Raw genomic sequence first — 12636 nt, forward strand, 5'->3', positions numbered from 1 at the left:
GACGCCTCTGTGACGAGCCGTGAGACTGGGCCGTGTACGGCGCCCCGGCGCCCCGCTCTTCAGGACGGTGACCATGGAAGAGGAAGTCCCCCGCGTCGAACTCACCCGGCGGGCCGCAGAGCTGGTGCGGCAACTGCGCGCCGCCCACGGGCCGCTGATGTTCCATCAGTCCGGAGGCTGCTGTGACGGCAGCGCGCCCATGTGCTACCCGGACGGCGAGTTCCGCACCGGCGACTCGGACGTGCTGCTGGCGGAGCTGTCGGTGGACGGCGTGGCGGAACCCGTCACCTTCTGGATGTCCCGCAGCCAGTACCAGGCGTGGAGCCACACCCGGCTGATCGTCGACGTCGTGCCCGGACGGGGCAGCGGCTTCTCGCTGGAGGCACCCGAGGGGGTGCGTTTTCTCACTCGTTCTCGCGTAGTCGAGGCCTAGTCGGCCCGCCGTCCCCCCGCTTCTGCTCAACTGCCCCTGAACCCCTTGGAACACGGGGCTCCACAAGGACAGTTGACGAGTCATCAGGGGGCATGGTGGCAGGACGAAGCAGGCGTACGACAACGGCGAGAGCGGTTCTCACGGTGGTCACCGCGTTCGGTGTGCTGGCCGGTGCGGCCCTGACGGGGGCGGCACCGGCCGCTGCCGTACCGGCGGGCACGCGGATCGCGCCCGGGGTCACCTACCGGCAGTTCGACGTCCGGGCGGCCGCGGGTCCGACGCACGTCCATCTGCTCACCGTCGACCTGGGCGATCCGCACGTCCGCGTGGATCTGCTGTACCCGGGCAAGGTGGCGGCACGAGCCACCGTCTCCGGGATGGCGGACGCGGCCGGGGCGGTCGCGGGGGTCAACGGTGACTTCTTCAACATCACCGAGACCCAGCACCCGGGCGTGCCCGCCACCGGCGCGAGTGTCGGCCCGGCGATCGCCCACGGGCTCGTGCTCAAGTCGGCGGTGCCGGACGGCCAGCGGTTCGGGCCCGCGCTGCCGCCGGGCACGAACACCCGGGACGTCTTCGGTGTCGGTGTCGACCGGCGGGCCCGGATGGACCGGCTCTCCCTGACCGGCGCCGTCCGCTCCCCGCAGGGCCGGTTCCCGCTGCGGGGCCTGAACCAGTACGCCCTCCCGGAGAACTCCGTCGGCGCCTTCACCTCGCGCTGGGGCAGCGCCTCGCGCGAGCGCGCGGTCTGCGGCACGGACACCGAACGCTCGGCGCCGTGCAGCACCGACACCCACGAGGTGCGGATCCGGTCCGGCCGGGTCGTCTCCGCCTCCGACGCCCCGGGCAGCGGCGCGATCCCGGCGGACACCACGGTCCTGGTCGGCCGCGAGGAGGGCGCGCGGCAGCTGCGCAAGCTCTCCGTCGGCGAGCGGGTGACCGTGACGCACACCCTGGTGGCGGCGTCGTCCGGGGTGCCGTACGCGTTCGCGATCGGCGGTTTCCCGGTGCTGCGGGACGGCCGGGAGCTGTCCGGGCTGAACGACGTCGCCTCGGCGGTGCGCACAGTCGTGGGCTTCACGGACGGCGGACGGCGGATGCTGATCCTGGCGCTGGACGGCGCCGCCGCCTACCGGACCGGGATGACGGTCGCCGAGGAGGCGGCCACCATGCGTGCGCTGGGCGCCTCCGACGCGTTCAACCTCGACGGCGGCGGTTCGACGGAGATGGTCACCCGGGTCGCAGGCGCCCGTACGGTGACGGTCCGCAACCATCCGAGCGGCGGCGCCGAGCGGCCCGTCGCGAACGGCATCGGCGTCTTCGCGGGCCCATGACCGGCCCGCGCCTCAGGGGTGCAGGCTGCTGACCAGTTCGGCGGTCGCGGTGAGCCCGGTGTTGATGGTGGGCCCCATGCTGGAGCCGGCCATGAAGAAGCCCAGCACCATGCAGACCAGGGCATGCGAGACCTTCAGCCCGCCGTTGCGCATGAAGATCACGGCCAGAATCATGAGCAACAGCACCACAGAGATGGAAACGGCCATCGGGAACCTCCTCCGCCACGCCCCTTGAGCGGCGTTTCGGCCGCAAGTGTGGCGTAGCGGAGGGTTGGTCCGGGCGGCTGACATGTCCCCCGATCGAGTGGTGTCACGCCGTGGGGCGGGCGTCGAGGAAGGCCTCCAGGCCGGCGAGGTCGTCGGTGTTGAGGTAGTCGACGCCGGCGGCGAGCAGTTCCGTCCACAGGGCGTCGCGGGCCGGGCCCGCGGCGTCCGGGGTGGCCCAGAACCGCACCAGCTGCCCGTGCGCGTGGGCGGCGGCGGTGATGCTCCGCAGCTTCCGCCGCTCGGCGCCCGGGAACGTGCCCTCCCCGGTCCAGGTGAAGTTCGTCGTCCAGTTGTCGCTGATCAGCGGGATGAAGGAGGCCGGGGCGGTGCTGCCGAGGTCGGTGAGCCGGCCGTCGTAGAAGGCGCGCCGCTCCGTCTGCGCCGCCATGGGGATGCGGGCGGCGCGGTCGCCGGAGACGACGGCGGTGACCGGTCCGGGGTGGATACGCCCGTGCGCGTAGCGGCTGAACAGGTGCGGGTGGCGGCGCAGATGGCGATCGAGTTCGAGGTACGTCGAGGAGCCCTCGGTCTTGATGTCGATCAGCAGTTGGAGCGGTCGGCGCCACCCCCGGTACACCGGGCCGTGCTCGGCCCGCACGCGCGCGGCGAGGGGGTCGAGGTAGAGGGATTCGAGGGTGCGGGTCGGGTTCAGCTCGGAGCTGTCGTGACCGATGAGGAGTTGGTCGCCGACGAGGAAGATGTCGGCCTCGACGCTGTTGAAGCGGTGACCGAGCGCGTCGAACAGGGGGTGCGGGTGCTCGTAGTCGTTGTGGGCGTGCGCGTTCCACAGCGGGTGCGGGCCCCGGTGCGCGGCGGCCGCCCGGGCCGGTACGGCGGGCAGGGCGACCGCGCCGGCGAGGGCGGCGCCGAGGGTGGTGAGGGCTCTGCGTCGGGTGGTGAGGGCCATGCGCTGCCTCCCTTGAGGTGCCGGAGGGGACCGGGGAGATTATGCGTGCCCTCGCCACTCAACGACCCTGATCCGGCGGGGAGTTGGCGCGATATTCACTTCTCCGGAGCAGCGGCCCGCAGTGAAGCCCGCCCCGGTGGGGCGGGCTTCACGCGGCTGACGTCAGGGTGCCTGGAGGTCGACCAGCCCGGCCAGCGCCGAGCGATGCGCGCCCGCCGTGCCGTACGCGATCGAGTCCGCCTTGGCCCGCTTGAGGTACAGGTGGATCGGGTGCTCCCAGGTCATCCCGATCCCGGCGTGCAGCTGCAGCGCCTCCTCGGCGGCGTGGACGGCGACGGGGGCGGCGTACGCCTGCGCGACCGCGACCGAGATCTCCGTGTCCTCGCCGGAGGCCAGCGCGTCGGCGGCGGCGCGGGCGGCTGCCCGGAGGTTGACCATCTCCAGCCACAGCTGGGCGAGCCGGTGCTTGAGCGCCTGGAAGCCGCCGACCGGCCGGTTGAACTGCTTGCGCTCCTTGAGATAGCGGACCGTCTCGGTCAACAGCCAGTCGGCGACGCCCAGTTGCTCGGAGGCGAGCAGCCCGGCGGCGGCGCGCAGGGCACGCCGTACGGCGGGTTCCGCGTCGCCGACACGGCGGCCGGGGGCGGCGTCGAAGGTCACCGTGGCGAGCGGCCGGGTCAGGTCCAGGGCGACCTGCGGGGTGACGGTCACGGCGTCGGCGGTCACGGCGTACAGGCCGCCGTCGTCGGCCGGGACCAGCAGCACATCGGCCGCGGCCGCGTCGGCGATGCCGGTCAACTCGCCGTGCAGGGTGCCGTTCTCGACGCGTACGGCCGTGGCGGTGGCGCCCGGTGCCGTGTGCAGGGCGACCGCGAGGGCGCCGATGGTGCGGCCGGAGGCCAGCCGTTCCAGCAGCTCCCCGTCGCCGCAGGCGAGCAGGGCCTCGGTGGCCACGACCGCGCTGGTGAGGTACGGCACGGGCGCCACGGCCCGGCCCAACTCCTCCAGTACGACGGCGACTTCGCGGTGCGAGGCACCCTGGCCGCCCTGTGCCTCGGGCACCAGGAGGCCGGCCAGACCCATGCCGTCGGCGAGCAGCTTCCACAGGGCGAGGTCGTGCGGGGCGTCCGACTCGGTGCGGGCGATGACGTCGGCCGGGGCGCAGTGGTCGGTGAGCAGGTCCCGTACGGCGGCCCGCAGCGCCTCTTCCTCCTCGGAGTAGAGGAGATCCCGCTGTGTGCGCTGTGTGGTCATCGGGCCAGGTCCTTCCACGCGACGTCCTTGTCGGTGCGCGGCTCGGCGGGCAGGCCGAGGACGCGCTCGGCGACGATGTTCAGCAGGACCTCGCTGGTCCCGCCCTCGATGCTGTTGCCCTTGGCGCGCAGATAGCGGTAGCCGGCGTCACGGCCCGTGAAGTCGACGAGCTCGGGGCGGCGCAGGGTCCAGTCGTCGTACAACAGGCCCTCCTCGCCTCGGAGTTCGACCTCCAGGCCGCTGATCTCCTGGTTGAGGCGGGCGAAGGCGAGCTTCATGCCGGCACCCTCGGGGCCGGGCTGGCCGGCGACGAGCTGCTGGCGCAGCCGCTCGGCGGTGAGGCGGGAGACCTCGGCCTCGACCCACAGCTTCAGCAGCCGCTGGTGGAGGTCGTGGGTGCGCAGTTCCGGGCGTTCGCGCCAGGTCCCCGCGACCGGCCCGATCATGCCGCCCTCGCGGGGCAGCCGCATGCCGCCGATGGCCACGCGCTCGTTGTTGAGGGTGGTCTGCGCGACCCGCCAGCCGTCGCCGATCTCGCCGAGGCGGCGGGAGTCGGGGATGCGGACGTCGGTGAGGAAGACCTCGTTGAACTCGGCCTCGCCGGTGATCTGGCGCAGCGGCCGGACGTCGACGCCCGGGTCGGTCATGTCGCACAGGAAGTAGGTGATGCCCGCGTGCTTGGGCACGTCCGGGTCGGTGCGGGCGATGAGGATGGCCCAGCGGGCGTTGTGCGCGCCGGACGTCCACACCTTCTGCCCGTTGACCACCCAGTCCTCGCCCTCCCGGACGGCCCGGGTGCCGAGCGCGGCGAGGTCGGAGCCGGCGCCGGGCTCGCTGAACAGCTGGCACCAGACCTCCTCGCCGGTCCACAGCGGCCGCAGATAGCGCTGCTTCTGCTCCTGCGTGCCGTACTTGAGGATGGTCGGCGCGGCCATGCCGAGCCCGATGCCGTTGCGACGCGCGTCGTTGTCGGGGGCGCCGGCGACCTCCAGCTCGGCGTCCACGGCGGCCTGGAGGTGGCGGGGCGCGCCCAGTCCGCCGAGGCCCTCGGGATAGTGGACCCAGGCGAGGCCCGCGTCGAAGCGGGCCCGCAGGAACTCCAGCCGGTCGGTGCTCGCGACCGGGTGGCGGTCCAGCAACTCCCGTGTGCGGCGGACCAGTTCGTCGGCGTCGGTCATGCTGCTCCCCCCATCACCACGGCGATCCGGCCGGTGGAACGGCCGTCCGCCACCTTCTGCACGGCGGTGGCGGCCTCGCCGAGCGGCACCCGCTCGCTCACCAGCGGCTTGATCGCGCCCCGGGCGGCCAGCCCGGTCAGTTCCTCGTGGCAGTGCCCGATGAGCTTGGGGTTCTTGGTGGCGTACAGACCCCAGTGCAGGCCGAGGATCGAGTAGTTCTTCACCAGGGCGTGATTGAGGGCCGGGCTCGGAATGGTGCCGCCGGCGAAGCCGACGACGACGATCCGGCCCTCGAAGGCGACGAGTTTGGCGGACTGGGCGTAGGCCTCGCCGCCGACCGGGTCGTAGATCACGTCGGCGCCCCGGCCGCCGGTGGCCTCCTTCACGGCCGCGACGACGTCGTCGCCGCGCCGGTCGACCACCACGTCGCAGCCCAGCTCCCGGGCGACGGCGACTTTCTCGGCACCGCCGACGACACCGATCACGGTGGCGCCGGCCGCCTTGCCGAGCTGGACGGCGGCGCTGCCGACACCGCCGGCGGCGGCGTGCACGAGCAGGGTCTCGCCCGACTCCAGGTGGGCCCGGCGGTGCAGGCCGAACCAGCCCGTCTGGTAGCCGATGTGCAGCGCGGCGGCCTCGGCGTCGTCCAGCGAGTCGGGGGCGGGCAGCAGCGCGCGGGCGTCGGCGACGGCGTACTCTGCGAAACCGCCGTACGGCAGCGCGGGGTTGGCGATCACCCGGCGGCCGTCCTCGGTCTCGGCGCAGATCTCCACGCCGGGCGTGAACGGCAGCGGCGGCCGTACCTGGTACTGGCCCCGGCACAGCAGGGCGTCCGGGAAGTTGATGTTGGCGGCGCGCACCCGCAGCAGCACCTGGCCGTCGCCGGGCGTGGGCGGCTCCACCTCCGCGAGGCGCATCACCTCGCTCGGCTCGCCGTTCTCGTGCACTTGCCATGCCTGCATGCGGGGCCTCCACGGGACTGCTTCGTCTGACCGGGTCCGACGGCATACTAAGCGGTCGCTTGCCCATCAGGGAACAGCCGGCCGTCAGGAAGCCGCGTCACGTCCGCGTCGACCGGGTTGCTTCCGCGTCGACCGGATCACTTCCGCGTCGGCCGCGCCCGTACGTGCATCCGCTCCCCCTGCGGCCCGAACAGGCTCAGGAACTCCACCGGCCCCTCCCCCGTCGAGCCGAACCAGTGCGGCACCCGGGTGTCGAACTCGGCGGCCTCCCCCGCCGACAGCACCACGTCGTGCTCGCCGAGGACCAGCCGGAGCCGGCCCGACAGCACGTACAGCCACTCGTACCCCTCATGGGTGCGCGGATCCGGCTGCTGCGCGCGCTTCGGTTCGAGCACCTTGAAGGCCTGGAGCCCGCCCGGCTGGCGGGTCAGCGGCCAGTGGGTACGCCCGCCCCGCTCGATCGGCTCGGCCCGCACCCGCGGATCCCCCACCGGGGGCGCGCCGACCAGTTCGTCCAGCGGCACCTGGTGGGCCTGGGCGATCGGCAGCAGCAGCTCCAGGCTGGGCCTGCGCAGGCCGGACTCCAGCCGGGACAGGGTGCTCACGGAGATCCCGGTCGCCTCCGACAGCCCGGCCAGGGTCACCTCGCGCTCCTTGCGCAGGCGCCGCAGCCGGGGGCCGACCTCGGAGAGAACGTCGTCGGTACTCATGCTCGTATTGCAGAATCGGCAAAGACATTTGTCAATACGGCAGGCCCCGGGCCACGGTCGTGCCATGACCGACAACAGCACGTACGAAGTGGTCGTCGTCGGAGGCGGGGCCGCCGGGCTGTCCGCCGCGCTCGTCCTCGGCCGGGCCCGGCGCCGCACGCTGGTCGTGGACGCGGGCGAACCGCGCAACGCGCCGAGCGCGCACATGCAGGGCTATCTGTCCCGCGACGGCATGTCCCCGGCCGAATTCCTGGCGGTCGGCCGCGAGGAGATCGCCCGGTACGGCGTGGAGCTGGTCCGGACCCGGGTGACGGACGCCGCCAGGGACGGCGAGGGCTTCACCGTCCGGCTCGCGCAGGGCCGGACGCTGCACGCCCGGCATCTGGTGATCGCCACCGGACTGAAGGACGAACTGCCCGGGGTGCCGGGGCTGGCGGAGCGGTTCGGCCGGGACGTGGTGCACTGCCCGTACTGCCACGGCTGGGAGGTCCGCGACCGGCCGACCGGAGTGCTCGCGACCTCGCCGCTGAGCGTGCACCAGGCGCTGATGGTCACCCAGTGGTCCGACGACGTGCGGCTCTTCCTGCACGAGGAGGCCGAGTCGGAGCTGACCGACGTCGACCTGCGCCGGCTGGCCGCCGCCCGGGTGGCGGTCGTCCCCGGCAGGGTGACCGGCCTGGTCGTCACCGACGACCGGCTCACCGGAGTCCGGCTGGCGGACCGTACGGTCCACGAGCGCGAGGTGCTCTACGCCGCCCCGCGCGCCGTCCCCCGCAACGACCTGCTGATCGAACTGGGCGCCGAACTGCGCGAGACCCCGTTCGGCAGCTACCCCGTGATCGACGAACGCGGCCTGACCACCGTCCCCGGGCTCTGGGCGGCGGGCAACGCGAGCGGCTTCGCCGAGCAGGTGATCAACGCGGCGAGTCGGGGGTACCGGGCGGGGGCCACGATCAACGGGGAGCTGCTGATGGCGGACCTGGACGCGAGGGTGCGGGTGTAGTCGACGCGACGGTGCAGGTGTAGTCGGCCGGTCTCTGCGTCACCATGGCTGCATGCTGCTGGCCCGGCTCGCCCAGGTGTCCCGGGACGTCGCCGCGACGACGGCGCGGTCCCGCAAGACCGAGCTGCTCGCGGAGCTGTTCCGGGAGACGGCGGCGGACGACGTGCCGATCGTCATCCCGTATCTGGCCGGACGCCTGCCGCAGGGCCGGCTCGGCGTCGGCTGGAAGGTGCTGAGCCACCCGGTGCCGCCCGCCGCCGGTCCCACGCTCACGGTCCGCGAGACCGACGCCCGGCTCACCGGGCTGGGTGCGGTCTCCGGGCCGGGTGCGCAGGCGGAGCGGGCCCGGATCGTCGGCGCGCTGATGGGCGCGGCCACGGCGGACGAGCAGGGATTCCTGCGCGGACTGCTCACCGGCGAGGTCCGGCAGGGAGCGCTGGACGCGATCGCGGTGGAGGGGCTCGCCCGGGCGACCGGCGCGGATCCGGCCGGCGTACGGCGGGCGGTGATGCTGGCGGGGTCCGTGCAGGCGGTCGCCCAGGCGCTGCTCGCGGAGGGGCCGGGGGCGCTGGAGCGGTTCCGGCTCACCGTCGGCCGGCCGGTGCTGCCGATGCTGGCGCGCGGCGCGTCCTCGGTCGCCGAGGCGGTGCGCGCGCTCGGCGCCTGCGCGGTGGAGGAGAAGCTGGACGGCATCCGGGTGCAGGTCCACCGGGACGGCGACACGGTCCGCGTGCACACCCGCGCCCTGGACGACATCACCGACCGGTTGCCCGAAGTGACGTCGGCCGCAAGGGAGTTGGCGGGTGAGCGGTTCGTCCTGGACGGCGAGGTGATCTCCTTCGGCGGCGACGGCCGCCCCCGTTCGTTCCAGGAGACCGCGGGGCGCGTCGGCTCCCGGACCGACGTGGCGAAGGCGGCCGGGGCGGTCCCGGTCTCCCCCGTCTTCTTCGACGTCCTGTCGGTCGACGGCCGCGATCTGCTCGACCTGCCGTTCGCCGAGCGGCACGCGGAGCTGGCGCGGCTGGTGCCCGAGCCGATGCGGGTGCGCCGTACCGTCGCCGCCGGGATCGAGGACATCGCCGAGGCGGAGCGGTTCCTCGCCGAGACCCTGGCCCGGGGACACGAGGGCGTGGTGGTGAAGGCGCTGGACGCGCCCTACAGCGCGGGCCGGCGCGGCGCCGCCTGGCTGAAGGTCAAGCCCGTGCACACCCTCGACCTGGTGGTGCTGGCCGCCGAGTGGGGCCACGGCCGTCGCACCGGCAAGCTCTCGAACCTGCACCTGGGCGCGCGCACCGCCGACGGCGGCTTCGCGATGCTGGGCAAGACGTTCAAGGGCATGACGGACGTGATGCTCGCCTGGCAGACGAAGCGGCTGCGCGAACTGGCGGTCGACGACGCCGACGACGACGTCCGGGTGGTCCGGGTCCGCCCCGAACTCGTCGTGGAGATCGCCTACGACGGCCTCCAGCGTTCCTCCCGCTACCCGGCCGGCGTCACCCTGCGCTTCGCGCGCGTGGTCCGCTACCGCGAGGACAAACGCCCCGAGGAGGCCGATACGGTGGAGGCCCTGCTGGCGGCCCACCCGGAGGTCACACCATGACGGTGCGTGCGACGAGGCGGAGCGCGGGACTGCTGTTGTTCCGGCACTCCGATGACGGACTTCAGGTGTTGCTCGGCCATATGGGTGGCCCCCTGTGGGCGAAGAAGGACGCGGGCGCGTGGACCGTCCCCAAGGGCGAGTACGAAGCCGACGAGCCCGCGTGGGAGGCGGCCCGCCGCGAGTTCCGGGAGGAGCTGGGGATCGCGCCGCCCGACGGGGAGGCCGTACCGCTGGGCGAGGTGGTACAGAGGAACGGCAAGATCGTCACGGCGTGGGCGGTGGCGGCGGACCCGGACCTGTCGGGCTTCAGCCCCGGCGGTTTCACCATGGAGTGGCCGCCGCGCTCCGGCCGGGTGCAGGAGTTCCCCGAGCTGGACCGGGTGGAGTGGGTCGGCCTCGACCGGGCCCGTGCGGTGATCATCGCCGCGCAGGCCGCGTTTCTCGACCGGCTGGCCGAACACACGGGCTGAACGGCGCCGCACGCGTTGCGGACGCCGCGCCCGCGCGCGAAGGTCGAGACAAGCCCGCTCCCAGGGAGGTCAGCCATGCCCATCGCGACGGTGAACCCGGCGAACGGCGAGACGCTCAAGACGTACGAGCCCATGGGCGAGGAGGAACTGGAACGCCGGCTCCAGCTCGCCGAGGCCACGTTCCGCACCTACCGGACGACCACGTTCGCCGAGCGCGCCCGCCTGATGCACCAGGCCGCCGACCTGCTGGACGAGGACCAGCCCGAGATCGGCCGGATCATGACCCTGGAGATGGGCAAACCCCTCAAGCAGGCGCGCTCGGAGGCCGCCAAGTGCGCGAAGGCGATGCGCTGGTACGCCGAGCGCGCCGAGGCGCTGCTGGCCGACGAGGAGCCCGCCGCGTCGGACGTGACGGACTCGGGGGCGTCCCGGGTGCGGGTGCGCTACCGGCCGCTCGGCCCGGTGCTCGCGGTCATGCCGTGGAACTTCCCCCTGTGGCAGGTGGTCCGGTTCGCCGCGCCCGCGCTGATGGCCGGCAACGTGGGCCTGCTCAAGCACGCCTCCAACGTTCCCCAGACGGCCCTTTACCTGGAGGACCTGTTCCACCGGGCGGGGTTCAAGGAGGGCTGCTTCCAGACGCTGCTGATCGGGGCGGGCGCGGTGGACGGCATCCTGCGCGACGAGCGCGTGAAGGCGGCCACGCTGACGGGCAGCGAGCCGGCGGGCCGGGCCGTCGCCGCCACCGCCGGCGAGATGGTCAAGAAGACGGTGCTGGAACTGGGCGGCAGCGACCCGTACGTGGTGCTGCCGTCCGCCGACCTCGACCGCGCGGCCGAGGTCGCGGTGACCGCGCGCGTGCAGAACAACGGGCAGTCCTGCATCGCCGCCAAGCGGTTCATCGTGCACGGCGACGTCTACGACGCCTTCGCCGGGAAGTTCGTCGCGGGCATGGAGGCGCTCAGGATCGGCGACCCGCTGGCGGAGGACACCGACGTCGGCCCCCTCGCCACCGAGCAGGGTCGCGCCGATCTGGAGGAGCTGGTCGACGACGCGAGGCGCAGCGGCGCCGAGGTGCTGTGCGGCGGGCAGCGGCCGGACGGGCCGGGCTGGTACTACCCGCCGACCGTGCTCGCCGGCATCCACCGGGACATGCGCATCCACCGCGAGGAGGCGTTCGGCCCGGTGGCCACGCTGTACCGGGCCGGTGACCTGGACGAGGCGCTGCTCATCGCCAACGACTCGCCGTTCGGGCTGAGTTCCAACGTGTGGACGCGGGACGCGGACGAGGTGGAGCGGTTCGCCCGCGATCTGGAGGCCGGTTCCGTGTTCGTCAACGGGATGACCGCCTCCCACCCCGCGTTCCCGTTCGGCGGGGAGAAACGCTCGGGGTACGGTCGTGAGCTGTCCGGGCACGGAATCCGGGAGTTCTGCAACATCACCACGGTTTGGCAGGGGGCGTGACGGCCGCGGGGCTACCATCCCGTTTGTGAACCGCGAAGTGACTCTGCCCCTGATCGTCGACGACCGCGGGACCCTGCAGGTGGCTGCCGCCGACGTGAGCAAGCTGTTGCGGACCGTGGGCGGGCGCTGGCTGCGGCTGGTGGAGGCCGGGGAGCGGCTGGACGAGGACACGGTCGCGGCGCTGACCATCGAGCTGGCGAAACTCGCGGACCGTATCGACGTGGCGTGCATCGCGCACAGCAGCGGGGCGCCGTAGGGATGCTCAGGCAGATTGCCCGAGCGATTCCCAGAACATGCTCTCGTACGTTTGCAGCAGCGTTCCGTACGTGTTCGCGTCGGCCGTGCTCAACGTGCCCTCGTCCAGGCCCGCCTGCACCGCGGCCCTCGCCTGTTCGTCCAGGTCCGGCGCCGGTGCCGCGAAGAAGTCGAAGAAGGCGCAGGCGTCGTCCGTGAAGCCGTAGCGCGTGCGCAGACCGTCGGCGATGCGGGCGCAGTAGCCGCCCCAGGCCGAGAAGTTGGCCGTCAGGGCCAGGACCGTGTCCGTGGGGGACGCGTTGAGGGCGAGCCAGGAGACGTAGGCGGGGTAGGCCTGGCAGCCCGGCAGCGGGACGTACGCGCGTGCACGCTCCTCCGTCACGCCGCAGGCCCGGGCGAGGGCCGTCAGATGCCCCGCGGCCAGTTCCTCGCCCGTCGCGAGGGTGGTGAAGTAGGCCGCGGCCGCCGGGTCCGCGCGCTTCGCCAGGTGCTGGAAGGCGCGGCGGTCGGCCGGGATCACCCACCGCTGTTCCAGGGCGAGGCGGGCCAGTGCCTCGGGGGGCGCCGTGCCGCGCTCCACGAGCGGGACGAAGCGGTTGGCCGCCGGGTCCGGGGCCAGTGCCCGGGTGGTCGTCCGGAGCAGCTCTGCGGCCGGGTCCGTCATGGTGTTTCCTCCCTCGCGCGACGTGCGGCTTCGTCTCAGACCCTGACACGGTGTCCCCGGTCTGGAGTAGTCCGGCGCGAGATCGCCGCCCCCACGGGTGATCGTGGATGGACCACCTCCTGAGGTGAACCACCTTCT

General features: G+C 73.2%; 14 protein-coding genes. 7 read left to right on the forward strand and 7 right to left on the reverse strand.

Annotated features, from left to right (window positions below; translation table 11 throughout):
• Nucleotides 1–73 precede the first annotated feature (73 nt).
• Both ACZ4MF_RS23030 and ACZ4MF_RS23035 read left to right on the forward strand, forming a co-directional pair.
• A complete protein-coding gene (locus ACZ4MF_RS23030; RefSeq protein WP_071374411.1) occupies nucleotides 74–433 on the forward strand; it encodes a DUF779 domain-containing protein in 360 nt (119 codons plus the stop codon).
• Nucleotides 434–525: 92 nt separating this feature from the next.
• Complete coding sequence (locus tag ACZ4MF_RS23035; RefSeq protein WP_467493810.1) at nucleotides 526–1767, forward strand: phosphodiester glycosidase family protein; 1242 nt, start codon at nucleotides 526–528, stop codon at nucleotides 1765–1767.
• Between the two features lie 12 nt (nucleotides 1768–1779).
• On the opposite strand, the gene ACZ4MF_RS23040 is transcribed toward ACZ4MF_RS23035, so the two are convergent.
• The 6 genes from ACZ4MF_RS23040 to ACZ4MF_RS23065 form a co-directional block, all read right to left on the reverse strand.
• Nucleotides 1780–1974, reverse strand: a complete 195-nt coding sequence (locus ACZ4MF_RS23040; RefSeq protein ID WP_071374410.1) for a hypothetical protein — start codon at nucleotides 1972–1974, stop codon at nucleotides 1780–1782.
• A 103-nt stretch (nucleotides 1975–2077) separates the two neighbouring features.
• Entirely contained in the window at nucleotides 2078–2941 is an 864-nt protein-coding gene (locus ACZ4MF_RS23045; RefSeq protein WP_467493811.1) for a phosphatidylinositol-specific phospholipase C/glycerophosphodiester phosphodiesterase family protein, read from the reverse strand.
• A 162-nt stretch (nucleotides 2942–3103) separates the two neighbouring features.
• Complete coding sequence (locus tag ACZ4MF_RS23050; protein ID WP_467493812.1) at nucleotides 3104–4195, reverse strand: acyl-CoA dehydrogenase family protein; 1092 nt, start codon at nucleotides 4193–4195, stop codon at nucleotides 3104–3106.
• Nucleotides 4192–5373, reverse strand: coding sequence for an acyl-CoA dehydrogenase family protein (locus ACZ4MF_RS23055; RefSeq protein WP_467493813.1), 1182 nt, complete (start codon nucleotides 5371–5373; stop codon nucleotides 4192–4194). Before ACZ4MF_RS23055 ends, ACZ4MF_RS23050 begins: the two co-directional genes overlap by 4 nt.
• Complete coding sequence (locus tag ACZ4MF_RS23060) at nucleotides 5370–6335, reverse strand: NADPH:quinone oxidoreductase family protein (protein WP_467493814.1); 966 nt, start codon at nucleotides 6333–6335, stop codon at nucleotides 5370–5372. Before ACZ4MF_RS23060 ends, ACZ4MF_RS23055 begins: the two co-directional genes overlap by 4 nt.
• Nucleotides 6336–6472: 137 nt before the next feature.
• Nucleotides 6473–7045, reverse strand: coding sequence for a helix-turn-helix domain-containing protein (locus ACZ4MF_RS23065; RefSeq protein WP_467493815.1), 573 nt, complete (start codon nucleotides 7043–7045; stop codon nucleotides 6473–6475).
• 64 nt (nucleotides 7046–7109) lie between these two features.
• Here ACZ4MF_RS23065 and ACZ4MF_RS23070 point away from each other — a divergent pair, with 64 nt between their 5' ends.
• The 5 genes from ACZ4MF_RS23070 to ACZ4MF_RS23090 all read left to right on the forward strand — a co-directional run bounded on the left by ACZ4MF_RS23070 (nucleotide 7110) and on the right by ACZ4MF_RS23090 (nucleotide 11835).
• A complete protein-coding gene (locus ACZ4MF_RS23070; protein ID WP_467493816.1) occupies nucleotides 7110–8048 on the forward strand; it encodes an NAD(P)/FAD-dependent oxidoreductase in 939 nt (312 codons plus the stop codon).
• 52 nt (nucleotides 8049–8100) lie between these two features.
• The gene (locus tag ACZ4MF_RS23075) at nucleotides 8101–9648 is read left to right on the forward strand and encodes an ATP-dependent DNA ligase (RefSeq protein WP_467493817.1); all 1548 of its coding nucleotides are present in this window, start codon (nucleotides 8101–8103) and stop codon (nucleotides 9646–9648) included.
• Nucleotides 9645–10118: an NUDIX hydrolase gene (locus ACZ4MF_RS23080; RefSeq protein WP_467493818.1), complete on the forward strand. Its 474-nt coding sequence runs from the start codon at nucleotides 9645–9647 to the stop codon at nucleotides 10116–10118. The genes ACZ4MF_RS23075 and ACZ4MF_RS23080 overlap by 4 nt, the downstream gene beginning before the upstream one ends.
• 75 nt (nucleotides 10119–10193) lie before the next feature.
• Entirely contained in the window at nucleotides 10194–11579 is a 1386-nt protein-coding gene (locus ACZ4MF_RS23085; RefSeq protein WP_467493819.1) for an NADP-dependent succinic semialdehyde dehydrogenase, read from the forward strand.
• A gap of 25 nt (nucleotides 11580–11604) precedes the next feature.
• The gene (locus ACZ4MF_RS23090; protein WP_356026634.1) at nucleotides 11605–11835 is read left to right on the forward strand and encodes a DUF6213 family protein; all 231 of its coding nucleotides are present in this window, start codon (nucleotides 11605–11607) and stop codon (nucleotides 11833–11835) included.
• Between the two features lie 6 nt (nucleotides 11836–11841).
• On the opposite strand, the gene ACZ4MF_RS23095 is transcribed toward ACZ4MF_RS23090, so the two are convergent.
• Nucleotides 11842–12498 carry a thiaminase II/PqqC family protein gene (locus ACZ4MF_RS23095; RefSeq protein WP_467493820.1) on the reverse strand — a complete coding sequence of 219 codons (657 nt, stop codon included), beginning with the start codon at nucleotides 12496–12498 and terminating at the stop codon, nucleotides 11842–11844.
• Between the last annotated feature and the right edge of the window lie 138 nt (nucleotides 12499–12636).

It is taken from the genome of Streptomyces sp. NPDC025793 (assembly GCF_055558375.1).

Coding starts and splice junctions, on each gene's coding strand:
- ACZ4MF_RS23030 (WP_071374411.1), top strand. CDS start 74: ATGGAAGAGGAAGTCCCCCGCGTCGAACTCACCCGGCGGGCCGCAGAG.
- ACZ4MF_RS23035 (WP_467493810.1), top strand. CDS start 526: ATGGTGGCAGGACGAAGCAGGCGTACGACAACGGCGAGAGCGGTTCTC.
- ACZ4MF_RS23040 (WP_071374410.1), bottom strand. CDS start 1,974: ATGGCCGTTTCCATCTCTGTGGTGCTGTTGCTCATGATTCTGGCCGTG.
- ACZ4MF_RS23045 (WP_467493811.1), bottom strand. CDS start 2,941: ATGGCCCTCACCACCCGACGCAGAGCCCTCACCACCCTCGGCGCCGCC.
- ACZ4MF_RS23050 (WP_467493812.1), bottom strand. CDS start 4,195: ATGACCACACAGCGCACACAGCGGGATCTCCTCTACTCCGAGGAGGAA.
- ACZ4MF_RS23055 (WP_467493813.1), bottom strand. CDS start 5,373: ATGACCGACGCCGACGAACTGGTCCGCCGCACACGGGAGTTGCTGGAC.
- ACZ4MF_RS23060 (WP_467493814.1), bottom strand. CDS start 6,335: ATGCAGGCATGGCAAGTGCACGAGAACGGCGAGCCGAGCGAGGTGATG.
- ACZ4MF_RS23065 (WP_467493815.1), bottom strand. CDS start 7,045: ATGAGTACCGACGACGTTCTCTCCGAGGTCGGCCCCCGGCTGCGGCGC.
- ACZ4MF_RS23070 (WP_467493816.1), top strand. CDS start 7,110: ATGACCGACAACAGCACGTACGAAGTGGTCGTCGTCGGAGGCGGGGCC.
- ACZ4MF_RS23075 (WP_467493817.1), top strand. CDS start 8,101: ATGCTGCTGGCCCGGCTCGCCCAGGTGTCCCGGGACGTCGCCGCGACG.
- ACZ4MF_RS23080 (WP_467493818.1), top strand. CDS start 9,645: ATGACGGTGCGTGCGACGAGGCGGAGCGCGGGACTGCTGTTGTTCCGG.
- ACZ4MF_RS23085 (WP_467493819.1), top strand. CDS start 10,194: ATGCCCATCGCGACGGTGAACCCGGCGAACGGCGAGACGCTCAAGACG.
- ACZ4MF_RS23095 (WP_467493820.1), bottom strand. CDS start 12,498: ATGACGGACCCGGCCGCAGAGCTGCTCCGGACGACCACCCGGGCACTG.